The following is a 24,613-nucleotide window of genomic DNA, read 5'->3' as shown; positions in this document are numbered from 1 at the left end:
ACTTATCTGGCTTGCTTTATACCATGCTTTGATCGTATCCCCAAGAATTGAGCCGTGCGCTTCAGCCCCGTTTCAGCGCCCAGGCGTTAAAATAACGCCTTCGTTGAACCAGCCGAAATGACACGTATGCCGAGGCCGATATTAGCAACTATTCACGTTGATTCCATGAAGCAAAACTTGGCCCTCGCCAAGTCCAGATCGCCCGGCGCCAGAGCCTGGGGCGTGCTGAAGGCGAATGGTTATGGCCACGGCCTGGAGCGCGCCATGCGCGGTTTCGCCGACGCCGACGGCCTGGCGCTGATTGAAGTCGACAATGCGGTCAAGCTGCGCGAACTGGGCTGGAAGAAGCCGATCCTGTTATTGGAAGGTTTCTTCGGTTTGGCCGATCTGCACACCATGGCCGGTTACGATATTCAGGCGGCTGTGCATTGCAACGAGCAGCTGGAATGGCTGGAACAGGTGGCGGCGCAATTGAGCGCGCGCGGCATCCGCTTTGACCTGCACCTGAAGATGAACACCGGCATGAACCGTCTCGGCTTCAAGCCTGAGGCGTTTGCCGCCGCACATGCACGACTGAGCACGATTGGCTGCGTCGGCAGCATCACCTTGATGACTCACTTTGCCAATGCCGACGACGTCGAGCATCCGCTGCTGCCGATCGCCGAGCAGCTCCGCCGCTTCGAACGGGGCGCGGCCGGCTTGCCGGGCCAGCGCAGCCTGTCGAATTCGGCCGGCGTGCTGCTGCACCAGGAATTGGCGAATGACTGGGTGCGCCCCGGCATCATGCTGTACGGCGGCACGCCGGGCGGCGGTAGCGCCGAGGAATTCGGCTTGCAGCCAACCATGACCTTGAGCAGCGAAATCATCGGTGTGCAGGAGATCGGCGCCGGCGAGGCGGTGGGCTATGGCAGCCGCTTCCAGGCCGAAGGCGCGATGCGCATCGGCGTGGTGGCCTGCGGTTATGCCGATGGTTACCCGCGCGTGGCGCCGCTGGGGACGCCGGTGCTGGTCGATGGCGTGCGCACCCGCCTGATTGGCCGCGTGTCGATGGACATGCTGACCGTTGACCTGACTGATCTGCCGCAAGCGCGCATCGGCAGCAAGGTGATACTTTGGGGCAAGGGTCTGCCGATTGATGAGGTGGCGGCAGCTGCCGGCACCATCGGCTATGAGCTGATGTGTGCGCTGGCGCCGCGCGTGCCGGTGCTTGAGGGCTGAGCGGATGGCAAAGGCAAAAACCAATTACACCTGCACCGAATGCGGCGCGACTGCAACCAAATGGACCGGCCAGTGTGCCGCGTGCCAGCAGTGGAATACGATGGTCGAGACGGTGATCGAGGCGGGCGGCAACAACCGCTACTCGCAGCCGGCGCATATGTCGCTGGCGCAGACGGCGCCGGTGCTGTCGCTGGCCGATATCGATGCGATCGACGTGCCGCGTTTCGGCACCGGCATCGAGGAATTCGACCGCGTGCTGGGCGGTGGCCTGGTGGCTGGCGGCGTGGTGCTGATCGGCGGCGATCCGGGCATCGGCAAGTCGACCTTGCTGTTGCAGGCGCTGGCCAATGTGTCGCACCTGAAGAAGGTGCTGTATGTGTCGGGCGAGGAATCGGGCGCGCAGATCGCCTTGCGCGCCAAACGCTTGCAGGTCGATGCGCGCGAACTGAAATTGCAGGCCGAGATTCAGCTGGAGAAGATCCTCGGCACGTTGGCCGACCTCAAGCCTGAGGTGGCGGTGATCGATTCGATTCAGACGCTTTATTCGGACGCGCTCAGCTCCGCGCCAGGTTCGGTGGCCCAGGTACGCGAATGCGCGGCGCAACTGACCCGCGTGGCCAAGCAGACCGGCATCACGATTATCCTGGTCGGCCACGTCACCAAGGAAGGTGCGCTGGCAGGTCCGCGCGTGCTGGAACATATCGTCGATACCGTGCTGTATTTCGAGGGCGACAGCCATTCCAGCTTCCGCCTGGTGCGGGCGATCAAGAACCGTTTTGGTGCGGTCAATGAACTGGGCGTGTTTGCCATGACCGAGAAGGGCTTGAAGGGTGTGTCCAACCCGTCGGCCTTATTCCTGTCGCAACACGATAACCAGGTGCCCGGCTCCTGTGTGATGGTGACGCAGGAGGGCACGCGGCCGCTGCTGGTGGAAATCCAGGCGCTGGTCGACGCCAGCCACCTGCCGAATGCGCGCCGCCTGTCCGTTGGCCTGGAGCAAAACAGGCTGGCGATGCTGCTGGCGGTGCTGCACCGGCACGCCGGCATCGCGGCGTTCGACCAGGACGTGTTCATCAACGCGGTCGGCGGCGTCAAGATCAGCGAGCCGGCAGTCGACTTGGCGGTGCTGCTGGCGATTAACTCGTCGATGCGCAACAAGGCCTTGCCGAGCGGCTTCGTGGTGTTTGGCGAGGTGGGCCTGGCGGGCGAGATCCGGCCGGCGCCACGCGGGCAGGAGCGCCTGCGCGAAGCGGCCAAGCTGGGTTTCTCGGTGGCGATGATACCGACCGCCAATGCGCCCAAGCAGCCGATCGAGGGCATGACCATCATCGGTGTTGATCGGATCGATGATGCGTTCAATAAGCTGCGCGAAATCCAATAACGCTGTATTGTTACGTGTTGTAATAGTCAATATGGCTAATTGCGTAACAATTGTGTAACTAAAGGACAGGAAAGTGTTAGTCGATCAAAGGTCAGGCGCACGCAAGATCGTGCGTTCCAAGGCAGTCGTGGTGATGGATGGCATGCCGCCCATGCAGGGGCGCACGCTGGATATCAGCGGTAGTGGCTTGTCGCTCACGTTTGATCACAAGCTGGCGGCTGGCGATATGGGCATGGTGTCGTTTGAGCTGTTCGTCGAGGGCAAGGCACAGGTTCTGAGCTGCCGCTCACGGGTGAATTACTGCATTTTCAGCGGCGACCATTTCAAGATCGGATTCCAGTTCATGAATCCAGACATGGCCACCATGGCCACCATCAATAAATTCCTGCGTTGACTGGGGCGGGCCCGGTGTAACGGGCGCGTGGCCGTATCAGGCGGTTGGCTTGCACCTGCTCCAGCGCGTGCGCCAGCCAGCCGACGCAGCGACCTGTAGCAAACAAGATGAAGGGTGCGTCGTCCGGCAGCCCGCAGGCTGCTGTCAGCACGGACAGGGCGTAGTCGATGCTGGGTAGCTCGCCGGCCTGTTGTTCGGCCGCTACAGCCAGTTCTTCATGTGGTTTAACTTCCGGTAGTTGTTTGAGCAGTGCGGCTGCGCGCGGGTCGCCGGCTGGGTAGAGCGGGTGGCCGAAGGCGGGCAGCGGACGTTGGCTGGCCAGCCATTGGCGTACCGCTTCGCCCGCGCTACAGGCTTGCGCTTGCGCGACCAATTGGGCAAATTCGGCGGCGGCGCCACCGTGTAGCGGACCGGTCAGTGTGGTGAAGCCCGCCAGCACGCTTGCCGCCAGCGAGGCGCCGGTGGAGATGGCGACGCGGGTGGCGAAGGTGGAGGCGTTCAGTTCGTGGTCGGCCATCAGCACCAATGTGCGGCGGATCAGGTCTTCGTGCGGTCCGGCGCGCCAGGCACGAGCGAGGCGGGCGCTGACCGGCGTGGTGTCGGCAGGAGTATCGGCAGAGATATCGGCAGAATCGTTTGCGGGTTCGTTGGCAGGGGCGTTGGCAGAATCGTTTGCGGGTTCGTTGGCAGAATCGTTGGCAGAATCGGCGGCAGGGTCCTTGGCAGGATCGATGGCAGAATTCTTGGCAGGATCGTCGGTCCGCACCGCCCGCGTTGCGGCCGCTCTGGCGGCTGGCGTTGAGGCGCGGCCACTGTGCGCGCCTGCCAGGGCGTCGACCAGCGTGGCGAGGACGCTGGCTGCCTCGGCGCGCAGTTCGGCGGTTGGCCGGCCCAGCGAGGGCGCATCGTTCGCGCTGCGGTGGGCGAGGGCGAGCAGTCCCGCAGCCAGCGCTTTGCCGGCCGCCGGGCAAGCGCCGCCCGGACGCAGGAACTGCGCTGATGTCGCGTCGGCAATCGGCTGGCGTTGGGCGCTGCTGGCGGCAGGTGGGCAGGCCGGCCAAAGTGCGGCCGCTTCGTCTGGCGGGCATTGCCACAGCAGCGCGGCGATGTCTTCGAGGCTGGCGGTATCGGCCAGCGTGGCGGCGTCATGGCCGCGATAGTACAGGCGACCATCGATGGCGGTGGAGATGGCGGACGGCAGCACCGGGTCGCCATACTGCATCGCCTGCGTGCTGACCGCTTCCACCTTGCGCCGGCCATTGGCGCGGCGGGCCATGCGCAATACATCGTCGCGGTGATACAGGCTGCGGCGCGGATCGTCGTCGTCCGGACGAGCGCGGATCTTGCCCCGGCTGACGTTGGCGTACAGCGTTTGCGGTCGGACGTTGAGCACGTCCAGGGCTTCTGCGGCGGTCATCCAGACCATTTCCAGTCCCTATGTTGACACATCAAGTCAAGATTGACGCTCGTGGACCGGCAGTCCTAAGCTGCGGCCAAGCTTAACTGATCTGGAGCCGGTATGTTGAACACTGTATGGTCTGCGCTGGATTTGCCCGCCTCGGCGCTGGATGCCGTGACAGTCATGGGCGAGGGCGCTTTGCCCTCGTATTTTGCTGTCACCGAACTGGCGGCCGCCTCGGTTGGCGCGGCGGCGCTGGCGGTGCGTGAATTGATGCGGATGCAGGGCGAGGCGCCTGCGCGCGTGAGGGTGGATCGCCGGCTGGCGTCGATGTGGTTTGGCTGGTCGCTGCATCCGGCAGGTTGGGAGCTGCCGCCGTCGTGGGATGCGGTGGCAGGCGATTACGCCACCGCCGATGGCTGGATCCGCTTGCACACCAACGCCCCGCATCACCGCGCCGCCGCGCTGGCGGTGCTGGGTTGCGGCGAGGATCGCGCAGCGGTCGCACGCGCGGTGGCCGGTTGGCGCGGGCTGGCGCTGGAAGAAGCCATCGTCGCGCAAGGCGGCTGCGCGGCGATGATGCGTTCGATGGCCGAGTGGCAGGCGCATCCGCAAGGCATCAGCGTCGCCAGCGAGCCGCTGATTGCCTTCACGCCGGCGAGCGCAGACCGCCCGATGCGCCCAGGTGCGGACCGCTCGACGGCTGAAGTGGCTGGCGCGGATGAGGAAGCGCGGCGCAGGCGCCTTGGACGCGGCGCGTGGGCTTGGGCCAAGACTTGGGCCTGGAAGCCCCAGCGTCCCCTGGCTGGGCTGAAAGTGCTGGACCTGACCCGCGTTCTGGCGGGCCCCGTGGCAACACGCTTCCTGGCGGGCTACGGCGCCGACGTGCTGCGCATCGATCCGCCCAACTGGAACGAGCCAGGCGTGATTCCCGAGGTCACGCTCGGCAAGCGTTGCGCCCGTCTCGATCTGATGCTGCCGGCCGACCGCGCCATCTTTGAACACCTGCTGGCGACAGCGGATGTGCTGGTACACGGCTACCGTCCGGATGCGCTGGAGCGGCTGGGTTATGGCGCAGCTTTCCGCCGCCAGCACAATCCGGGTCTGATCGACGTTACGCTGGACGCCTACGGCTGGACGGGACCGCTGGCCGGCCGGCGTGGCTTCGATAGTCTGGTGCAGATGAGTTGCGGCATCGCGCAGCACGGCATGCTGATGCAGGGCGCCGACAAGCCGGTGCCGTTGCCGGCCCAGGCGCTCGATCATGCCACCGGCTATCTGATGGCTGCCGCCGTGGTGCGCGCATTGATCTCCCGCCTTGATGGCCACACACTCCACGCCAGGTTGTCACTGGCGCGCACGGCAAAGCTGCTGACTGACGCCCCGGCGGGCATGCCATCGGAACTCATGCCGGCAGCCGAGCCAGACTTTGCCGCCGCACTGGAACAAACCGGGTGGGGGCCAGGAAGACGCTACCGGCCGCCAGTGTCAATCGACGGCGCCCCCATGGCCTGGAAGCGCCCGGCGGCCAGTCTCGGCTCTTCCCAAGCGTGCTGGACGGCGGATAAGGGGTAGAATCCCCCTTTATTCAGCGCATTGGTGCAAGCGGCCATGTTGCATACTATGTAAGTACCAACATGGCGGAATCATAATTATGGCTACTATCAGCTCCACGACCGGCTCGACCAGCCAGGGCGTTTCGACGGACGTCTACAATCGCGTCCTGCAAACCATGACCCCGCAAGCCAATGCGGCGGCCAAGATCAACGCGTCCATCACCAAGGACCAGACCAAGCTGTCCGCGCTGGGCCAATTGCAGAGCGCACTGGCCAGCTTCCAGCAGATCGCCGCCAGCCTCACGGGTGACGGCCTCAGCACCAGCGCCGCCAGCTCGGCCAAGACCGTGCTGACCGCCAGCTCGACCGGCTCGGCCAAGGCCGGCACTTACGCCATCGATGTCAAGCAACTGGCCCAGGGCCAGTTCCTGACCAGCGAAGAATTTGCCACCGGCACCGACGGCAAGGTGGGCAGCGGCGCTACCACCACCGTCAAGATCGAATTCGGCACCGCCGGCGGCGAGAAAGCATTTGCCGCCAGCACCACCGCCGCCGCCAAGAGCGTCACCATCGACAGCAGCAACAACACGCCCGAAGGCATCGCCGCCGCGTTCAAGGCGGCCGGTGTGGATGTCACCGTGGTCAAGGGGGACGATGGCAAGTATTCGCTGTCGCTCGCCGGCAAGCCGGGTGCTGACAACAGCATGCGCATCAGCGTCAGCGGCGACGCCACGCTGAAAAACCTGCTGGGCTATGATCCGGCCGGCACGCAAAAGCTCAAGCAAAGCACTGCCGCGCAGGATGCCATCCTTACCGTGGACGGCAAGGAAATCAAGAGCAGCAGCAACAGCATCAAGGACAGCGCCATCGGTGGGGCCACGCTGAACCTGGTGGGCAAGGGTAAGAGCGACATCACCATCACGCAGTCGGCCAGCCAGATCGGCGATAACCTGAAAGCCTTCGTCGCCGCTTACAACGACCTGAACGCCAAAATGCAAAAGCTGCAAAAAGGCGAGCTGAAGTCGGACACCGCGCTCAACCAGGCCATCAGCCAGATGAGCATGCTGCTGAAAACCGGCGGCGGCACCGTCTCTGTGACCAAGCTGGCGGGCATCGGCCTGAGCCAGGACAAGGACGGCAACCTGAAGCTGGACGACACCAAGCTGCAAGCCGCGCTGAAAGCCGACTCGTCGGCGGTGGCCAAGCTGTTCACCACCGAAGACAAGCGCGGCCTGGCCGACCTGCTGTCGTCCAAGGCCGGCGCGCTGACCTCGACCAACAGCGTGCTGACCAAGCAGACGTCGCTGACCACCAATGAAATCGCCAACCTGAGCAACAAGAAAGCCAGCATGTCCAAGGCCATGGCAACCCAGGCCACCGCGCTGGCGGCGCTATACACCGCCCAGGCCCAGACCGGCGCCGGCAGCGCCCTCAACGGCCTGGGAGGCAAGGGCACCGGCACGCTGTTCGATATGCTGGGCTGAGATTTCTCAACGATTTCCTTGCATCCGGGCGGTGGATGCCCGATCATCACGGCTTGTGTTTGAATTCCACATTCTGGAGGTGTTATGGCAGGGAAGTTCGTTGGTGCGGCGCTGTTGGCGGCTGGTTTGATGGTAGGCGCGACGCAAATTGCTGTCGCGCAGGAGGAGAAAGTCCTCAATATCTATAACTGGTCGGACTATATCGCCGAGGATACGGTTAAGAACTTTGAAAAAGAAACCGGCATCAAGGTCCGCTACGACCTGTTCGATAACAACGAAATCCTGAACTCCAAGCTGGTGGCTGGCAAATCCGGCTACGACATCGTGGTGCCGACCGCCCAGTGGGCGCGCCTGCAGATCGATGGCAAGCTGCTGCGCAAGCTGGACAAGTCCAAGCTGCCTAACCTGAAAAACCTCGACCCGGCCATCCAGACCAAGCTGGCCGCCATCGATCCTGGCAATGATTACCTGGTCGACTGGATGTGGGGCTATACCACCGTTGGCATCAACGTCAACAAGGTCAAGGCCGCACTGGGTGGCATGCCGATGCCGGATAACGCATGGGAGCTGATCTTCAATCCGAAGTACGCGTCCAAGCTGAAATCCTGCGGCGTGTCCTTCCTGGATTCGCCATCCGAAGTGCTGCCGCCGGCGCTGATCTATGCCGGCAAGCCGGCCTTCTCGAAAAACGCCGCCGACTACGCCGAAGCAGGCAAGGTGCTGCAAGCGATCCGTCCTTATGTCACGCTGTTCAGCTCGTCGGGCTATATCAATGACCTGGCGAATGGCGGCATCTGCGTGGCACTGGGCTGGTCCGGCGACATCAACATCGCCCGCCAGCGCGCGATCGACGCCAAGAACGGCAATGTGATCGAAGCGCTGGTGCCGAAGACCTCGGCCGCGCTGGTGTTCGACACCATGGCCATTCCGGCCGACGCGCCGCACCCGAACAACGCGCACCTGTGGATCAACTACATCATGCGTCCGGAAGTGCACGCCAGCCTGACCAACAAGGTGTTCTACGCCAATCCGAACGCAGCCAGCGTCAAGTTCGTGCGCAAGGATATCGCCAGCAACAAGTCGGTATTTTTGTCGGAAGAAGACAAGAAGCGCATGACGCCGCCAGAGGCGGTGCCGGCCGATATCCGCCGCAACATCACGCGGATTTATACGAAATTCAAGACGGGTGTTTAAGGTAGATCGGCAGATCGCTCCCGCGCAAGCGGGAGCTTTTGCTGATGCTATTCGTGATAGCGGTCGAGGAGCTTTTGCTTGCTGCCTCGCATTTCCTGGAAGAGTTCGTAGACAACCAGGGAGATCATTCCTCCAAAAATCCCCATGGTGAGCAAGGTGAACATCATGATGGCCTCCCCCTCCTAGTTGATACAATTAAACTCTAGCAGACGGCCATCGCTTTACAAGTTATTTCACCACCAGGTCCGCCGCCATGACGGCTTTCAGATACACACTCAGCGGATCGCCCGGATCGCGCTGCGCAAACCACCAGGCGCTGGCTTTGCGGATATCCCACTCCAGGTCGTCACCGGTCAGCAGCAGCGAGGCCACCAGGCCCAGCGTCGGCTGATGGCCGACCACCAGCACCGAGTCCTTGTTGCCCGGCCAGTTGACGGCTTTCAGGATATCGGCCGGATCGGCGCCCGGCGCCAGGTCGGTGTGGATCTTGAATTTGCGTCCCAGCGCCTCGACCGTCTGCAAGGTGCGCACGGCGGGGCTGGACAGGATCTTGCAGCTGTCCGGCAGTTGCGAATTCAGCCATTGCCCCATGCGCCGCGCCTGCTTCTGCCCCTTGCTGGTCAGCGCCCGTTCCAGATCGGTCATGCCGGGCGCCGCATCTTCGGCCTCGGCGTGACGCCATAAAATGAGATCCATGCTGTTCTCCCCAGTGATGTGTGCAAACAGATCCCGTCAATCCCCCAGGTGCGCGCTGGGCGTACCCAGTGTTTCCATCAGATGCTGCTGGGCGCTGAAGCTGGCTTGCTTGCCGCGTGCCCGGCGCCGCTGGTAGTGGCCGTCCGCCTCCAGCTCCCAGGCATTGGTATTGTCCTTCAAGTACGGCGTCAGGCCCTCGGCCATGACGCGGCGTTTCAGTGCCTTGTCCAGGATGGGGAAGGCGACCTCGATGCGGCGGAACAGGTTGCGGCTCATCCAGTCGGCGCTGGCCAGGTAAGTGTCGTGCGCCAGGTCGTTGCGGAAGTAGTAGATGCGGCTGTGTTCCAGGAAGCGGCCAATGATCGAGCGCACCTTGATGTTTTCCGACAGCCCCGGCACGCCCGGCTTGAGCATGCAGGCGCCGCGCACGATCAGGTCGATCTTGACGCCGTCCTTGGACGCCGCGTACAACGCGCGTATCACCGATTCGTCCACCAGCGCATTCATTTTAACAATAATCCTGCCTGGCCGTCCCGCGCGCGCAATGCGTGCCTCGTTGCGTATGGCCTTGATGATTTCGTTCTGAAGCGCGAACGGCGCCAGCCACAAGTGGTTAAGCCGGTGCGGCTTGGTCAGCGAGGTCAGATGGATGAACACCTCGTTGACCTCCTGGGCGATGCCGGGATGGCAGGTCAGCAGCCCGAAGTCGGTGTAGAACTTGGTGGTGGTCGGATGGTAGTTGCCGGTGCCAAGGTGGGCGTAATAGCGCAGCTTGCCGTCTTCGCGGCGGATCACCAGCGCCAGTTTGGCGTGCGTCTTCAGGCCGACCACGCCGTATACCACTTGCGCGCCGGCCTGTTCCAGCTTGTCGGCCCAGTTGATGTTGGCTTCCTCGTCGAAGCGCGCCTTCAGCTCGACGATGACAGTGACTTCCTTGCCGGCCCTGGCGGCGGCGATCAGCGACTCCATCAGGTCGGAGTTCATGCCGGTGCGGTAAATCGTCTGCTTGATCGCCACCACGCCCGGATCCAGCGCGGCGCTGCGGATGAAGTCGATCACCGTCTGGAACGACTGGTAGGGATGGTGCAGCAGGATGTCGTTCTTGCGCAGCGCGCTGAAGATATCGTGGTTGCCCGGCTTGTGCGCCAGGCCGGGGAAGAACGGCGTGAAGCGCAGCTCCGGATTGTGCACATAATCCATGATCTCGTTCAGCCGCACCAGGTTGACCGGACCGTTGACCGCGTACAGGCGGCTCTGGTGCAGGCCGAACTGGTCAAGCAGGAATTGCGACAGCTCCGGCGGGCAGTTCTTCGCCACCTCCAGCCGCACCGAGGCGCCGAACTGGCGGCCGACCAGCTCGCCCTTCAGCGCCTGCCGCAGGTTCTTGACCTCGTCCTCGTCGACCCACAGGTCGCTGTCGCGGGTGACGCGGAACTGCGAGTAACCGATCACCTCGCGGCTGGCGAACAGGTCGGAAATATGTGCGTGAATCACCGACGACAGCAGGCAGAAGGAAATGCCGCCATCCCCGGACAGCTCGTCCGGCAGGCGAATCACGCGCGGCAGCACGCGCGGCGCCTTGACGATAGCGATGCCGGTGCCGCGGCCGAACGCATCCTTGCCGCCCAACTGGACGATGAAGTTCAGGCTCTTGTTGACCACCTGCGGGAACGGGTGGGCCGGGTCGAGGCCGATCGGCGTCAGCAGCGGCCGCACTTCGGTGTCGAAGTATTCCTTGACCCAGGCGCGCTGCGCATCGTTGCGCTCGTTGTGGCGTACCAGGTGGATGCCATTGGCAGCCATCTCGGGCAGGATTTCGTTGTTCAGGATTTCATATTGGTGCGCCACCAGCAGGTGGCACTCATTGCTGATGCGCGACAGCGTGGCGACCAGGGCAGGGTGGTGGGCCAGCGAACCGTCGGCAGCGCCAGCCGCCAGCAGGCTGGCCACGCGCACCTCGAAGAATTCGTCGAGGTTGCTGCTGGCGATGCACAGATAGCGCAGCCGCTCCAATAAGGGAATGCTTTTGTCTTCCGCTTGCGCCAGCACGCGGCGGTTGAACATCAGTTGCGACAGTTCCCGGTCCAGAAAGGCCGAGTTCTTGTTTATGTCTGCATGCAAGTCAGGCTTCATGTCTTTTTAATCACTTTGCAGTTGTCTCCATTCTAGCGTGTTTAAGCCAAGAATGATTGCAACAGTGTAAAGAAGAAATATGACGGCTTTGTGACAAACGCTGTCATAAATGACCGCCAATTATGACAAGCGGGTGGTATGCAGAGTGGTAACTTGGCCTGGTTTCACAGGAAGGCAGGGGCAAGCGAACTATTTTTGAAATATTTTGACCATGTCATAAACATGTCATATTCGGCCGCTAGACTGCGCAGCATCCTAACCTGTCATAACAAAGGACTTGAAATGCGACTGAAACAATTGATCTCTTCCCTGATGGTTGGCGCAGCGGCTGTAATGGCCTTCTCGTCGGCCGCTCACGCCGCCGATATGACCGGCGCCGGCGCGACCTTCCCATACCCAATCTACGCCAAATGGGCAGAGTCGTACAAAGCCGCTACCGGCAACGGCCTGAACTACCAGTCCGTCGGTTCGGGCGCTGGCATCAAGCAGATCAAAGCCAAGACCGTCGACTTCGGCGCGTCGGATGCGCCAATGAGCGCCGCCGACCTGGACGCTGAAGGCCTGATGCAGTTCCCTGCCATCATGGGTGGCGTTGTGACCGTGGTTAACCTGGACGGCATCACCCCAGGCCAGCTGAAACTGACCGGCCCGATCGTGGCGGACATCTACCTGGGCAAGATCACCAAGTGGAACGACCAGGCCATCGCTGCCCTGAACCCAGGCGTGAAACTGCCAGCGGACGACATCACCGTGGTTCACCGCGCTGACGGTTCGGGCACCTCGTTCCTGTTCACCGACTTCCTGTCGAAAACCAGCCCTGAGTTCAAGACCAAGGTTGGCGCTGCTACCGCTGTGAAGTGGGTGGTTGGTGTCGGCGGCAAAGGTAACGAAGGCGTTGCCGCCAACGTGCAGCGTATCAAGGGTTCGATCGGCTACGTCGAATGGGCCTACGCCAAAAAGAACAAGATGTCGCACACCCAGCTGAAAAACAAGGACGGCAACTTCCTGCAGCCTGACGACGAGTTCTTCAAAGCTGCTGCGTCGAACGCCGAATGGACCAAAACCCCAGGCTTCGGCGTGGTGCTGACCGACCAGGCTGGCAAAAACTCGTGGCCGATCACCGGCGTGTCCTTCATCCTGCTGCACAAAGTGCAAGCGGATGCCAACAAGGGCAAGGAAGTGGTCAAGTTCTTCGACTGGGCCTTCAAAAACGGCGGCCAGGCTGCTACCGAACTGGACTACGTGCCAATGCCTGCCAACGTGATCAAGCTGGTGCAGGATTCGTGGAAAGCCAACCTGAAAGACGCTTCGGGCAAAGCGCTGTACTAATCCCGGACCATCCCTTCGCCGCAGCAGTCCGGCGGCGAGGGGGTTAGCCTGCGGTGCCCATTCGGACACCGCAGGCTAGCTTACATCCACCGAGAAAAAATATGAGCGCAGATATCACTTCCACGCCACTATCCAAACCAGAGCCGGCCATGCACACCAACACCGCGCAAATGAGCGCTGCGGATCAAGCTGCCATGCAGGCGATGCTCCGCACCATGCGCAAGCAGCGCATCCAGGATTTCTTCTTCCACAAAACCACGATGATCTTTGCGCTGTCCGTGCTGGCGGTGCTGCTGGGGATTATCTTCTCGCTGATGGTCGGCGCCTGGCCGGCGTTCAAGGAATTCGGTCCGGCCTTCATCACCCGCGTCGAGTGGGACCCGGTCAATGACCAGTATGGCGCGATGATCGCCATCGTCGGCACGCTGGCTACGTCCGGCATCGCGCTGCTGATCGCTTTCCCGGTGTCGTTCGGCATCGCGCTGTTCCTGACCGAGATCTGCCCGGCCGGCCTGCGCCGTCCGCTGGGCACGGCGGTGGAGCTGCTGGCCGGCATCCCGTCCATCATCTACGGCATGTGGGGCCTGTTCGTCTTTGCGCCGCTGTTTGGCGATTACGTCCAGCCCTTCCTGAAAGCCACGCTGGGCCAGTTGCCGGTGATCGGCCAGTTCTTCAGCGGCCCGACCATGGGCATCGGCATCCTGACCGCCGCGCTGATCCTGGCGGTGATGATCATTCCGTTCATCTCCTCGGTGATGCGCGACGTGTTCGAGATCGTGCCGGCGGTGCTGAAGGAATCGGCCTACGGCCTGGGCTGCACGCGCTGGGAAGTGGTGCGCAAGATCGTGCTGCCGTACACCAAGACCGGCGTGGTCGGCGGCGTCATGCTGGGCCTCGGCCGCGCGCTGGGCGAGACCATGGCGGTCACCTTCGTCATCGGTAACGCCAACAAGCTGTCGTGGTCGATGTTCGCGGCAGGTAACTCGATCGCCTCGACGCTGGCCAATGAATTTGCCGAATCGGATACCGTGCTGCACACCTCGTCGCTGTTCGCGCTGGCACTGATCCTGTTCGTCATCACCTTTATAGTTCTGTCCGCCGCCAAGCTGATGCTGGCTGGCATGTCTCGCAAGGAAGGCGTCAAATAATGAGCGCAACTCTGGAAAAAGCCGCGATGAACCCGGTTTATCGCAAGCGTCTGCTGATGCACCGTGTCGGCATCTCGCTGTCGGTGCTGGCAATGTCGATCGGCCTGATCGCGCTGGCCTGGATTCTGGCCACGCTGCTGATCAAGGGCTTCGGCGCGCTGAGCATCAATATGTTCACGCAAACCACGCCGGCGCCGGGCAGCGAAGGTGGCGGCCTGATCAATGCGATCTTCGGCAGCTTCCTGATCGTCTCGCTGTCGACGCTGATCTCGACTCCGATCGGCATCCTGGCCGGCATCTACCTGGCCGAATACGGCGAAGAGAACAAGGTTGCCGCGATCACCCGCTTTGTCACCGACATCATGCTGTCGGCGCCGTCGATCGTGATCGGCATGTTCGTCTGGGCCTTGTACGTGGCCACCACCAAGCACTATTCGGGCTACGCCGGTTCGATCGCGCTGGCGCTGATCGCCATCCCGGTGGTGGTGCGCACCACCGACAATATGCTGCGCCTGGTGCCGAACAGCTTGCTGGAAGCGGCTTTCGCACTGGGTGCGCCGCGCTGGAAAGTGGCGATGCTGGTGCGTCTGCGCGCCGTCAAGGCCGGCGTCATCACCGGTGTGCTGCTGGCCGTGGCCCGCGTCTCCGGTGAAACCGCGCCGCTGCTGTTCACCGCGCTGAACAATCAGTTCTTCAGTTCCGACATGAACGCGCCGATGGCCAACCTGCCGGTGGTGATCTACGGCTTCGCCATGAGCCCGTATGACAACTGGCGTGACCTCGCCTGGGGCGGCGCGCTGCTGGTGACCTTCAGCGTGCTGGCACTGAACGTGATTGCCCGTACTGTATTTGCCCAAAAAGCCCCGAACTAATTGATAAAAGCGAATCCCTCCATGAATACGCAACTGAGCCAAGAAAACGTCGCCACCATGACCCAAGGCAAACGCAAGACCATCGAAATTTCGGGCCTGAACTTCTTCTACGGCAAGACCCAGAGCCTGCACAACGTCAGCCTCGACATCCACGAGAAGCAGGTGACTGCCTTCATCGGCCCGTCGGGCTGCGGCAAGTCGACGCTGCTACGCACGCTGAACCGCATGTACGATCTGTACCCTGGCCAGCGCGCCGAAGGTTCGATCATGTACCGCAACCGTAACATCCTCGAACCAGGCCAGGACGTCAACATGCTGCGCGCCAAGGTCGGCATGGTGTTCCAGAAGCCGACGCCGTTCCCGATGTCGATCTACGACAACATCGCCTTCGGCGTGCGCCTGTATGAAGACCTGTCGAAAGGCGAGATGGACGAGCGCGTCGAATGGGCGCTGAAGAAAGCCGCGCTGTGGACCGAAGTCAAGGACAAGCTGAGCAAGAGCGGCCTGTCGCTGTCCGGCGGCCAGCAGCAGCGCCTGTGCATCGCCCGCGGCGTGGCCGTCAAGCCTGACGTGCTGCTGCTGGACGAGCCGACGTCGGCGCTGGACCCGATCTCGACCTCGAAAGTGGAAGAGCTGATCTCCGAGCTGAAGCAGGACTACACCATCGCCATCGTCACCCACAATATGCAGCAGGCGGCCCGCTGCTCGGACTACACCGCGTATATGTACCTGGGCGAACTGGTGGAATTCGGCGAGACCGACCAGATCTTCATGAATCCGGCTCGTAAAGAGACCCAGGATTACATCACCGGCCGTTTCGGCTGATCGACCTTATAATACTAATTCGCAACTGGAGAGCAGCATGATCGGTGAGCATTCATCCAAACAGTACGACAACGAACTGGAAGCCATCCGCAGCAAAGTGCTGCTGATGGGCGGCATCGTCGAGACCCAATTCCTCGACGCCATGACCTGCTTCCGCATCGGCAACCCTGAGCGTGCCGACCGCGTGATGCGCGAGGACGACGCCGTCAACCAGCTGGAAGTCCAGTTGGACGACCAGTGCAGCCACCTGATCGTGCGCCGCCAGCCGGCTGCCAACGACCTGCGCACCATCATGGCCACCATCAAGGTGATCACCGACCTGGAGCGCATCGGCGACGAAGCCACCAAGATCGCCCGGACCGCCAAGCAGCTGCACGCGCGCGGCGCGGTGACCGTCAACCATTATGAAATGGTGCGCAACATCGCCAACAACACCAGCGACCTGCTGCACGACGCGCTGGATGCCTTTGCCCGCAACGACGGCAAGCAGGCGCTGCAACTGATCGCCCAGGACGCAGTGATCGACCATGAATTCCGTTCCATCATGCGCAACCTGATCACCTTCATGATGGAAGATCCACGCACCATCTCGGCGGCGCTGGACACGCTGTGGGTGGCCAAGGCGATTGAACGCATTGGCGACCACGCCAAAAACATCGCGGAATATGTGATTTACGTGGTGGAAGGCAAGGATATCCGCCACACCAAGACCGTGCCGCTGCCGGATGACGAGCCTACGCAAGCTGAATAAAACTACATGGCATCTGATAAAACAACTGTATTGATCGTGGAGGACGAACCGGCGATTATCGAGCTGGTGACGTTCTCGCTGCGCGAAGCGGGCTGGAATTGCTGCGCCGTGCAAAGCGCGGGTGAGGCCTGGGACTTCATCCAGACCAAGACCCCGCAATTGATTTTGCTGGACTGGATGTTGCCGGATTCGACCGGTCTGCGGCTGCTGGCACGTATCCGCTCGGACCGCCAGTTCAGCGACATCCCGGTGATCATGCTGACCGCCAAGAGCATGGAAGAGGACAAGCTGGCCGGCTTGAACAGCGGCGCTGATGATTACATCACCAAGCCGTTCTCGCCGCGCGAGCTGCTGGCGCGTGCCAAAGCACTACTGCGCCGCAAGGCGCCGGAGCATTCGCAGTCGACCATGCGCGCCGCCAACATCATGCTGGACCCGGTCAGCTGCACCGTCTCGATGGACGAGCAGAAGATCGACATCGGTCACGCCGAGTACAAGCTGCTGAAATTCCTGCTGGCGCATCCGGAACGGGTATTCTCGCGCAGCCAGCTGCTGGACAAGGTATGGGGCGATCACGTGGTCATCGAAGAGCGTACCGTCGACGTGCATGTGCTGCGTCTGCGCAAAGCCTTGAAAGAGGCCGAGCACCTGATCAAGACCGTGCGTAGTGTAGGCTATATGCTTTCGGAAAAAAGCTGAGTTTTAAATGAATCCAAAACTGGTGTTCTGGGTGCCGGCGGCGCTGCGTACCGCTCTTATTCTGGCGGGTTGCGCGCTGGCGGGCTGGATTGCCGGCTGGCTCACCGGCCTGGTGCTGGCGCTGCTGTGCATGATCGCGTTGGTATTTGTCCAGCTGTCCTATCTTTACCAGCTGAGCAACTGGATGGATGATCCGCAAAGCGCCAAGCTGCCGGACGGCTGGGGCGAGTGGACCAATATTTTCTCGCGCCTGTACCGCATGCGCCGCGAGGACGAAAAAAACCAGGCTGAGCTGACCGAATGGCTGGCGCGCTTCCGCCAGGCCATGCATCTGCTGCCGGACGGCGTCGCCATCATGGACGACGTGCTGTTCCTGGAGTGGTGCAATCCGGCCGCCGAACAGCATCTGGGCCTGAGCAATGAGCGTGACAAGGGCATGCGCGTGACCAACCTGGTGCGCAATCCGGACTTCATGGATTACATCATCCTGGGCCGGTACGAGCAGCCGCTGACGATCAGCTTCCGCGAGCGCAAGCTGATCGTGCATATCATCCCGTTTGAAAACCGCCGCCAGATCCTGGTGACGCACGATGCCACCGAAACCGAGCGCATCGAGGAAATGCGCCGTGACTTCATCGCCAATGCCTCGCACGAGCTGCGTACGCCGCTGACAGTGATTGTCGGCTTCCTGGAAATCGCCGCGCAGGAGGGCCTCGATGCCGCCACCCGCGCCGCCCACCTGAAGCTGATGACCGAGCAGGGCCATCGCATGCAGCACCTGATCGAGGACATGCTGACCTTGTCGCGGCTGGAGTCGGTCGACTATCCGATGCGGCCGGAGCCAGTTGATGTGCACAAGTTGATGGAGCAGGTGCAGCGCGATGCCAAGGCGCTGTCGGCCGGCAAGCATGAGGTGACGATGTCGATCGAAGGCCCGGATGTGCTGGGCTCGTACGAGGAATTGCACAGCGCGTTTGGCAATCTGGCGTCGAACGCGGTGCGCTACACGCCGGCCGGCGGCAAGATTCATCTGGCGTGGCGCGAGTTTGAGGGCGGCATCAAGTTCAAGGTGGAAGATACTGGCATCGGCATCAGCCCTGAACACATTTCGCGCCTGACCGAGCGTTTCTACCGGGTCGACAAGAGCCGTTCGCGCGAGACGCAGGGCACCGGCCTGGGCCTGGCCATTGTCAAGCACGTGCTGCTGCGCCATGGCGGCACGCTGCAGATCAAATCGGAAGCAGGCAAGGGCAGCAGCTTCATCGTCTGCCTGCCGAAGACTGCCATCGTCCAGCAGCAGCCGGAACTGCTGCTCAACTAAACACCTGCGTCAGCGATTGTGCCTGTTAATCCTTCAGATCGGCCGGCACTTTGCCGCCGTTCTGGGCCAGTTTGGTCATCACCTGGCGGTGTAGCCAGACGTTCATGGTGGCCGAGTTGTTGGTGTCGCCGGAGTAGTGCAGTTCCTGTGCCAGCTCCTTTCGCGATTGCAGGCTGCTGTCCAGTTCCAGCAGCTTCAGCAGGTCGACAATCGAGGTGCGCCAGTTCAGCGGCTGGCCGCTGTGCTGCGCTTTGTCGTTGAGGATCTGCTCCACATCGACTTCGCTGAGATGGACAGTGGCCGGTGCCTGCGGCTGAGGTTCGGAAGCCGCTGGTGGTGGCACGGTCGTGCCTTGTGGCGCTTGCGCGATCGCAGGGTGAGATGGCGGGAAAATTTTGTGGAAGATGTTGCTCAGCATGCCCATGATTGTTCCTTCAGGCACGCGCCAGTTCATCATTGAAAAACGCGGTGACTTTTTCCACCACGCCAGGCGCATGCTGCTCCGCAGTTGCGGCGATTTCTTCCACCTGTGCCGGGGTGATCTGCTCGGTCTGCTCCGGCGTCACCTGTGGATGTTGGTCTTCGCCAAAGTCGCCTATGCTGGCGGCCAGCGAGACCACCATCTCATGACTGACGTTGCTCAGCAGGCGGTTGACGATATCTGCCCGCTGCCCGGCATTCGCGAGCAAGAACAGTTGGCTGATGGTGTGATCGGTCGTGACAGTCATGTTAGCTCCTTGTTGTGTATAGGAAGAAGCTAACCGATCCTGTCCGGCTAATCTGTTCGCAGCCTAACGCTCACCTACGCCGTGGGCAGGCGCGATAGCCCACGCCTTGCACCCTTCGTCATCATTTTTGAAAATCTTCCAGGTTCTTGATGCGGACTTCCGCGTGCTGTTGCATGCAGCCGATATACATGACGGTGCGGATGGTGCCGGTCTTGTATTGCTTATAGATCGCCTTGCAATCGGCTTCGCGGAACTGGACCCAGGCGCGCTGCGCTTCAACCAGCGCCTTCCTGGTATCGGCCTCACCGATGGATTTGATGACTTGCTGGTAGACCTTGTTCAGCTTGTCCTCCACCTTTTTCTGCTCCACCGATGCGCATTCGTTGATCTCGGGCGTGGAGACGGCATTCTTGCAATCCTGCGCAAAAGCGCTGCCGGCGCAGGCCGACAGCAGCAGGGCGATCATCAGTTTCATACAGTACCTTGTCCTTTCATGGCCACCTGGCAGCTGTGGAGTACATCGTCATACGAGCGCGACACATGGTCGGCGGTCGGGAACACGCAGGTTTTCAAATCTGGATTTTCAAACGGGCTAGGCAGCAGCAGCGCGAACTGCTTGGCGTGCGGAACGCGCTCGCGGACGCCTTCCAGCATGGCCGTGATCTGCTCGCAGTCGTTCAGCGGATCGACGCTGACCAGGATCACAATCGCTACCAGCTCCGGCGTCGCGCCCGGCGGTGGCGGCTCATCCAGTTCCTCGACGGTGCGGCTGCGCGCATCGATTTTTTGCTCGCGCAGGATGCGCACCAGAATCTCGGTGGCCAGCTCCGCGCCTTGCGTGCCCAGGCCGATGCTCAGCACCACGCTGCCCGGCGGCACGTCGAACGAGCCTTGCCACTCGCCGCTGTCAGAGATGCGCTGCGCCCGCAACTGACGGCCGATGCCGCCGCCCGTCAGCACGCTGCTGCGCTTGCGCTTTTTCCACCATCGCTGGTTGCCGCTCAGCGCTTCAATCACCGAGATGATGGAGGAGGTGACTTTTTCCTCTTCCTCCGGAGTAATCGCGCGATCTTTCAGGTCGAAGTTGGCCAGATGCAGCGCCGGCAGCAGCACGCCGTCGCAATATTCGGCCAGCGACTTGTGCTGCATGTAGCGCTTGGCGCTGGTGATGATTTCATGGGCGTCGCCCGACAGCGCGCGCTGATAAAAATTCTGCGGCATGGTCAGCGCCGGCAATTCGCCGAACATGATTTCCAGTACCTTGAGTGCACGGATATAGCGGCCGGCCACCACCAGGCACAAGGTCAGCGGTGTTGACAGCACCAGCCCGACCGGCCCCCAGATCCAGCTCCAGAAAATCGCCGACACCACCACCGACAGCGGCGACAGCCCGGTGGTATGGCCATACAGCTTGGGTTCGATGGTCTGCGCGACGATGATTTCAATCGCCAGGAAAAGGCCCAGCGTCATCAGCGCCATCGACCAGCCGGGATCGATGGCGGCCGCCAGCAGCGTCGCGCAGAAAGCCGCCATCCACACGCCAACGTAGGGAATGAAACGCAGCACCGCCGTCATCGTGCCCCACAGCAGCGCCTGGCCGAGACCGATCAGGCTCAGGCCCAGCCACACCGCCAGGCCGGTAGCGATGTTGACCAGGAACTGCGAAATAAAGAAGCGCGACAGGCGCTCGCCGGCGTCATTCACGGCGATGGTGGTGGCGCGCAAATCGCCGCCTCCGGCCAGGCGGATGAAGCGGTCGCGCAGCGATTCATGCTCCAGCAGCACGAAGATCAGCACCACAAACACGATGCCGGCGGTTTCCAGCGGCGGCCACACCGAGGCGGCGATCTTGCCGAGCAACTGGAAAGGCTTGAGCGCCGGCTCGTGGATCTCCACCAGCACCGGCGTCTTGACGCTGCCGTCGCTTTGCAGCACTGGCTGCGCGCCGCTGGCGTTATCCTGCGTGAAGTGTTCGATCAGCTGGCCCGCCGGGCCTCCCAGGCTGCCAATGGTGCCGCGCGTCAGCTCATCGAGCTTCTCGACCTTGTCGGCGATGGTGTCCTGGTACAGCGGCAAGCTGGCGCCCATGGCGCCGACCTGCTGCACGATGACCGCGCCGATCGCCAGCAGACTCACGGTCACCACCAGCACGCCGGTGCAGACCGACAGCGTCTGTCCCAGCCCCAGATGGCGCAGCGCGCGCACAAACGGCGCGATCAGGAAACTGAAGATGAACGCCAGCGTGATGGGGATCAGCACATCGCGTCCAAAGTACAGCAGGGCAAGCACCGTAGCGGTGCCGACCAGGCCGGCGACGGCGCCGGGCAAAGTGCGGGAGGTGAGGGAGTCAGACACCGGGTAACCTGGCAGGATAAGTAAAGGCAATAAAATGCACCACATTCAGTGCGATGTGGACCAGTATGGCGGCCTCGATGCGTTGCGTGCGCTGGTAAGCCCAGGCGTAGCCGAAGCCGGCAATGGTAGCGAGTATGCCATAGAGCAATCCGCCGCCCAGGTGCGCGGCGCCAAACAATAGCGCCGAGACAGCCATGGCCAACCACGCGCCCCAGTGGAACCGTGCCAGCGCACCTGCCAGCCGTGCCTGTAAAAAGCCACGGAAGAAGGCTTCTTCGGCCACCACAGTGAACAGCAGGTTGACCGCAATAAAGCGCCAGGTCTGCGGCGGAAACTTGAGGTCGACGCCGACCACACCGGCGGCAACGGCGAAGCCCAGCGTCGCAAGCAGAGTAATCGCCAGCACCGGCGCCGTGCGGCGCAGGACCTCGCGCAGCTCGGCCCACGAGGCCACGCGGCGGCACAGCAAAGCCAGCAGGATCAGCCCGACCGCGCCCTTGTCGAAGTTGGCGTACTGCGTGAATGGCGCGGCGCCGGCCGATAGCACCACGCGGTCGATCAGCAGCGGATTGTGAAAGCCGGGAAGCTTGTGCATCGCCAGCGCCAGAGATAGCACGCCGGCCAGCAGGCCCAGCACCAGCCGCTGCCATGCGTGCTGCGCCTTGGCGCAGCCATAGGCTGTTGCCGTGAGCACCGTCAGCACGGCGATCGCCACCGGCTCCAGCACGCCGCCCACCAGCCCCCAGGCCAGCGCCATGACAAATAACGGCAGCCACAGCGACAGCGGCCGCAGCCAGGCCGCGCCGATGGCCAGCGCCAGAAAAAGAAAAGCGGAAAGTATCATTGTTTTAACGATGAGTTTTCAGCAATGATACCCCATGGCAGCTTAGAACTTGTAGATGAAGGCGGTCATCACCATCGGCGTATTGGTGTGTTGTGTCAGCGGGCTATCAGCGGCCTTGCCGGTCAGGTGGTTGACGCCCAGCGCACTGCGCACCACCCAGTCGCTATTGATGACATGCATCCAGTTGACGCCGGCCGAGACGTTGGTGAAACCACCGCCGCCCGGCGTGTAGCTTGCACGATAAAGCGTACTTTGCTGCTGCGTCACGCCGAAGTAGGTCTGCATGTGCTTGCGGTCCGCATACTCGGCTGCGGCGCCAAAGCTGAACTTGTCGCTGGCGGTGGAGTAGATCGGCGTCTCCATGCCCAGCGTGTAGGTGTTGCCGTATTCACGGTGCGAAAGGTTTTGCTTGGTGGTCAGGTTCAGGCCGACGCTGCCGAGCTGGTAGCCGACGCTCAGCACCGCTAGCGCCGAGCCCTTGATCTTGCCCATGCCTTTCAGATCATCGGAACCGGAGAAGTAATTTTTCTTGTGGTCTTCACGGCCGCCATCATAGCCCAGCGCCGCGCTGACCTTGAAGTCGCCCAGCGCCGTGGCGTAGCCGATGCCGCGATGGGTGCTGAGGAAGATACCGTTGCTATAGGTTTTTTCCAGGAAGGGCAGCGGCAGCACGCGGCTCTTGTCGGAGCCGGCGTATTCCGGCACGTACGCCAGGCCGATGCCGGCCGTCAGGCTATCGCCTTTGTTGGCAGGCGCGGCTTCTTCGGCAAGAACCTTGCCGCTGAAGGCGCATAGGGAAAGAAGGGTCAGGGTGATGGCGTGGCGCATGGTATGAGGTCCCGTTCAGTGGTCCGCCGGTGCGTGATTGCCCGGCTTTAGACGGGCGGAAGTTTCCCAATAAATAAGGTCCGCCGCTATCGCTGCCGCTGAAGTATCATTTGGTGAAATCTTTGGTATCGCCACACGCCCTCTGGAGCTGTCATGTCCCTGACTCTGTATTACCATCCGCTGGCCTCGTTCTGCCACAAGGTGCTGATTGCGCTGTATGAGAACGGCACCGATTTCGACAAGCGCATCATCAACCTCGGCGATGACGCCGACCGCGCCGAGCTGGAGGCGATCTGGCCGCTGTGCAAATTCCCGGTGCTGCGCGACCACGCGCAGCGGCGCGATGTGCCGGAAACCTCGATCATCATCGAATACCTGGACCGCCATTATCCCGGCGCGCAAACGATGATTCCGGCCGACTGGGACGCCGCGCTGGACGTGCGCCTGTGGGACCGTTTTTTCGACAACTACGTGCAGGGGCCGGTGCAAACCATCGTCAGCGCCCACCTCACCGGCCTGAGCTGCGACCAGACCAAGGAGCGCACCAAGCTGAAAACCGCCTACAAGATGATCGAAAAGCGCATGGCGACGCGCGGCTGGCTGTGTGGTGAAGCCTTCAGCCTGGCCGATTGCGCGGCGGCGCCGGCGCTGTTCTACGCCGTCACGCTGCTGCCGTTCCCGGAGGAGTACCATCATTTGCAGAGCTACTTCGAGCGCCTGGTGACGCGGCCTTCAGTGCAACAGGTGCTGGAGGAGGCCAAGCCTTACTTCACGATGTATCCATTTGCGCAGGAAATACCCGAACGCTTCCTGTAAGCGCAATGCCGCATGATAACCGCGCGGCGATGTGGGGATGATGGCCTTTCGCCAAGCAGAAAGGACCATCATCGGATTCCCGATTCCTCGCCGCCATTGCAGCGGCGGGCTGTCATCAGTTCTTGTTGCCTTCCGGTGCGCTTTGCACCGAGGCAGCTTGCGGGAAAGCCTGGTTCTGCGCGGCGACGTTGGCAAAGCGGCTGGCTTCGTCGCTAAAGTGCTTGCCGGCTGCCTGGCGGCCGGCGTCGGCCAGTTCGGTGGCGGTGCGCGCCGCTTGCGGCACATGCTCCTGCGCCACCTTGTTGATTTCCGACTGGAATTCGGTCGCCACCTGCGCCAGTTGCTGATGGTATTGCTGCAGCTTTTGTAGCAGCGCGCCGCCTTGCTGTGGCGCGTTCTGCGCCTGGCGTTCGGAAGGTGGCGTCAGCAGGTTGTATTGCAGCGAGCTGGCGGATTCCTCCAGCCACGCGCGGCCGAACTGGACGTTCAGCTCCGACAGCTGACGCAGCGAGTGCAGAACCGCCTGGGACAGATCGGTGTAGTAGTCGATGCGGGCTTCCGCATGGTTTCGGGCTGCCGGCGACAGCGTTTCCACAAACGAGTTCATGAGCGTGCTCCTGTTGGGGTAGGGGGCCAAAATGA

The 24,613-nt window shown here is 62.1% G+C and carries 24 protein-coding genes; 14 read left to right on the top strand and 10 right to left on the bottom strand.

Annotated features, from left to right (window positions below):
- Positions 1-126: 126 nt before the first annotated feature.
- The 3 genes from alr to BLS51_RS15910 all read left to right on the top strand — a co-directional run bounded on the left by alr (position 127) and on the right by BLS51_RS15910 (position 2,993).
- Positions 127-1,218, top strand: a complete 1,092-nt coding sequence (gene alr, locus BLS51_RS15920) for an alanine racemase (RefSeq protein ID WP_090183828.1) — start codon at positions 127-129, stop codon at positions 1,216-1,218.
- Between the two features lie 4 nt (positions 1,219-1,222).
- Positions 1,223-2,599: a DNA repair protein RadA gene (gene radA, locus BLS51_RS15915; protein ID WP_090183830.1), complete on the top strand. Its 1,377-nt coding sequence runs from the start codon at positions 1,223-1,225 to the stop codon at positions 2,597-2,599.
- A 73-nt stretch (positions 2,600-2,672) separates the two neighbouring features.
- The gene (locus BLS51_RS15910; protein ID WP_090183833.1) at positions 2,673-2,993 is read left to right on the top strand and encodes a PilZ domain-containing protein; all 321 of its coding nucleotides are present in this window, start codon (positions 2,673-2,675) and stop codon (positions 2,991-2,993) included.
- Here the strand turns inward: BLS51_RS15910 and BLS51_RS15905 are convergent.
- Positions 2,974-4,410: a citrate synthase family protein gene (locus BLS51_RS15905; protein ID WP_229207582.1), complete on the bottom strand. Its 1,437-nt coding sequence runs from the start codon at positions 4,408-4,410 to the stop codon at positions 2,974-2,976. The genes BLS51_RS15910 and BLS51_RS15905 overlap by 20 nt on opposite strands.
- A gap of 102 nt (positions 4,411-4,512) precedes the next feature.
- Here BLS51_RS15905 and BLS51_RS15900 point away from each other — a divergent pair, with 102 nt between their 5' ends.
- The 3 genes from BLS51_RS15900 (at position 4,513) to BLS51_RS15890 (ending at position 8,626) form a co-directional block, all read left to right on the top strand.
- Entirely contained in the window at positions 4,513-5,967 is a 1,455-nt protein-coding gene (locus BLS51_RS15900; RefSeq protein WP_090183836.1) for a CoA transferase, read from the top strand.
- 79 nt (positions 5,968-6,046) lie between these two features.
- The gene (gene fliD / locus BLS51_RS15895; protein WP_090183839.1) at positions 6,047-7,432 is read left to right on the top strand and encodes a flagellar filament capping protein FliD; all 1,386 of its coding nucleotides are present in this window, start codon (positions 6,047-6,049) and stop codon (positions 7,430-7,432) included.
- Positions 7,433-7,516: 84 nt separating this feature from the next.
- On the top strand, positions 7,517-8,626 hold the full coding sequence (locus tag BLS51_RS15890; RefSeq protein WP_090183847.1) for a polyamine ABC transporter substrate-binding protein: 1,110 nt from the start codon (positions 7,517-7,519) through the stop codon (positions 8,624-8,626).
- A gap of 228 nt (positions 8,627-8,854) precedes the next feature.
- Here the strand turns inward: BLS51_RS15890 and BLS51_RS15885 are convergent, their stop codons facing one another.
- Complete coding sequence (locus BLS51_RS15885; RefSeq protein ID WP_090183851.1) at positions 8,855-9,322, bottom strand: SixA phosphatase family protein; 468 nt, start codon at positions 9,320-9,322, stop codon at positions 8,855-8,857.
- Positions 9,323-9,358: 36 nt separating this feature from the next.
- A complete protein-coding gene (gene ppk1 / locus BLS51_RS15880) occupies positions 9,359-11,455 on the bottom strand; it encodes a polyphosphate kinase 1 (RefSeq protein WP_090183855.1) in 2,097 nt (698 codons plus the stop codon).
- A gap of 282 nt (positions 11,456-11,737) precedes the next feature.
- On the opposite strand from ppk1, the gene pstS reads away from it, so the two are divergent.
- The 7 genes from pstS to phoR all read left to right on the top strand — a co-directional run bounded on the left by pstS (position 11,738) and on the right by phoR (position 18,400).
- Positions 11,738-12,784 (top strand): phosphate ABC transporter substrate-binding protein PstS, encoded by a 1,047-nt coding sequence (gene pstS / locus BLS51_RS15875; protein ID WP_090183858.1) that lies wholly within the window; start codon positions 11,738-11,740, stop codon positions 12,782-12,784.
- Between the two features lie 149 nt (positions 12,785-12,933).
- Positions 12,934-13,932 (top strand): phosphate ABC transporter permease subunit PstC, encoded by a 999-nt coding sequence (gene pstC / locus BLS51_RS15870; protein WP_090184655.1) that lies wholly within the window; start codon positions 12,934-12,936, stop codon positions 13,930-13,932.
- The gene (gene pstA / locus BLS51_RS15865) at positions 13,932-14,804 is read left to right on the top strand and encodes a phosphate ABC transporter permease PstA (protein ID WP_090183863.1); all 873 of its coding nucleotides are present in this window, start codon (positions 13,932-13,934) and stop codon (positions 14,802-14,804) included. The genes pstC and pstA overlap by 1 nt, the downstream gene beginning before the upstream one ends.
- 21 nt (positions 14,805-14,825) lie before the next feature.
- On the top strand, positions 14,826-15,629 hold the full coding sequence (gene pstB / locus BLS51_RS15860) for a phosphate ABC transporter ATP-binding protein PstB (protein ID WP_175472592.1): 804 nt from the start codon (positions 14,826-14,828) through the stop codon (positions 15,627-15,629).
- 37 nt (positions 15,630-15,666) lie between these two features.
- Complete coding sequence (gene phoU, locus BLS51_RS15855; protein WP_090183866.1) at positions 15,667-16,380, top strand: phosphate signaling complex protein PhoU; 714 nt, start codon at positions 15,667-15,669, stop codon at positions 16,378-16,380.
- Positions 16,381-16,386: 6 nt separating this feature from the next.
- Entirely contained in the window at positions 16,387-17,079 is a 693-nt protein-coding gene (locus BLS51_RS15850) for a response regulator (protein ID WP_090183869.1), read from the top strand.
- 7 nt (positions 17,080-17,086) lie between these two features.
- On the top strand, positions 17,087-18,400 hold the full coding sequence (gene phoR / locus BLS51_RS15845) for a phosphate regulon sensor histidine kinase PhoR (protein ID WP_090183873.1): 1,314 nt from the start codon (positions 17,087-17,089) through the stop codon (positions 18,398-18,400).
- A 25-nt stretch (positions 18,401-18,425) separates the two neighbouring features.
- On the opposite strand, the gene BLS51_RS15840 is transcribed toward phoR, so the two are convergent.
- From BLS51_RS15840 to BLS51_RS15815, 6 genes are all read right to left on the bottom strand, one after another.
- Positions 18,426-18,824, bottom strand: coding sequence for a DUF3597 domain-containing protein (locus BLS51_RS15840; RefSeq protein WP_090183877.1), 399 nt, complete (start codon positions 18,822-18,824; stop codon positions 18,426-18,428).
- A 10-nt stretch (positions 18,825-18,834) separates the two neighbouring features.
- The gene (locus BLS51_RS15835) at positions 18,835-19,128 is read right to left on the bottom strand and encodes a hypothetical protein (RefSeq protein ID WP_090183880.1); all 294 of its coding nucleotides are present in this window, start codon (positions 19,126-19,128) and stop codon (positions 18,835-18,837) included.
- A gap of 121 nt (positions 19,129-19,249) precedes the next feature.
- The gene (locus BLS51_RS15830; RefSeq protein WP_090183883.1) at positions 19,250-19,603 is read right to left on the bottom strand and encodes a lysozyme inhibitor LprI family protein; all 354 of its coding nucleotides are present in this window, start codon (positions 19,601-19,603) and stop codon (positions 19,250-19,252) included.
- On the bottom strand, positions 19,600-21,483 hold the full coding sequence (locus BLS51_RS15825; RefSeq protein WP_229207583.1) for an AI-2E family transporter: 1,884 nt from the start codon (positions 21,481-21,483) through the stop codon (positions 19,600-19,602). Before BLS51_RS15825 ends, BLS51_RS15830 begins: the two co-directional genes overlap by 4 nt.
- Positions 21,476-22,327: a CPBP family intramembrane glutamic endopeptidase gene (locus BLS51_RS15820; RefSeq protein ID WP_090183892.1), complete on the bottom strand. Its 852-nt coding sequence runs from the start codon at positions 22,325-22,327 to the stop codon at positions 21,476-21,478. The genes BLS51_RS15825 and BLS51_RS15820 overlap by 8 nt, the downstream gene beginning before the upstream one ends.
- A gap of 42 nt (positions 22,328-22,369) precedes the next feature.
- On the bottom strand, positions 22,370-23,155 hold the full coding sequence (locus BLS51_RS15815; protein WP_090183895.1) for a MipA/OmpV family protein: 786 nt from the start codon (positions 23,153-23,155) through the stop codon (positions 22,370-22,372).
- Positions 23,156-23,308: 153 nt separating this feature from the next.
- On the opposite strand from BLS51_RS15815, the gene BLS51_RS15810 reads away from it, so the two are divergent.
- Positions 23,309-23,971 (top strand): glutathione S-transferase family protein, encoded by a 663-nt coding sequence (locus tag BLS51_RS15810; RefSeq protein ID WP_090183898.1) that lies wholly within the window; start codon positions 23,309-23,311, stop codon positions 23,969-23,971.
- A gap of 115 nt (positions 23,972-24,086) precedes the next feature.
- Here BLS51_RS15810 and BLS51_RS15805 read toward each other — a convergent pair whose 3' ends face one another.
- Entirely contained in the window at positions 24,087-24,578 is a 492-nt protein-coding gene (locus BLS51_RS15805; protein ID WP_090183901.1) for a phasin family protein, read from the bottom strand.
- Positions 24,579-24,613: the final 35 nt, after the last annotated feature.

This window comes from Duganella sp. OV510, assembly GCF_900100205.1.
In the GTDB taxonomy this organism is placed as follows: domain Bacteria; phylum Pseudomonadota; class Gammaproteobacteria; order Burkholderiales; family Burkholderiaceae_D; genus Rugamonas.
This window is presented reverse-complemented; position numbering and strand designations above follow the sequence as displayed.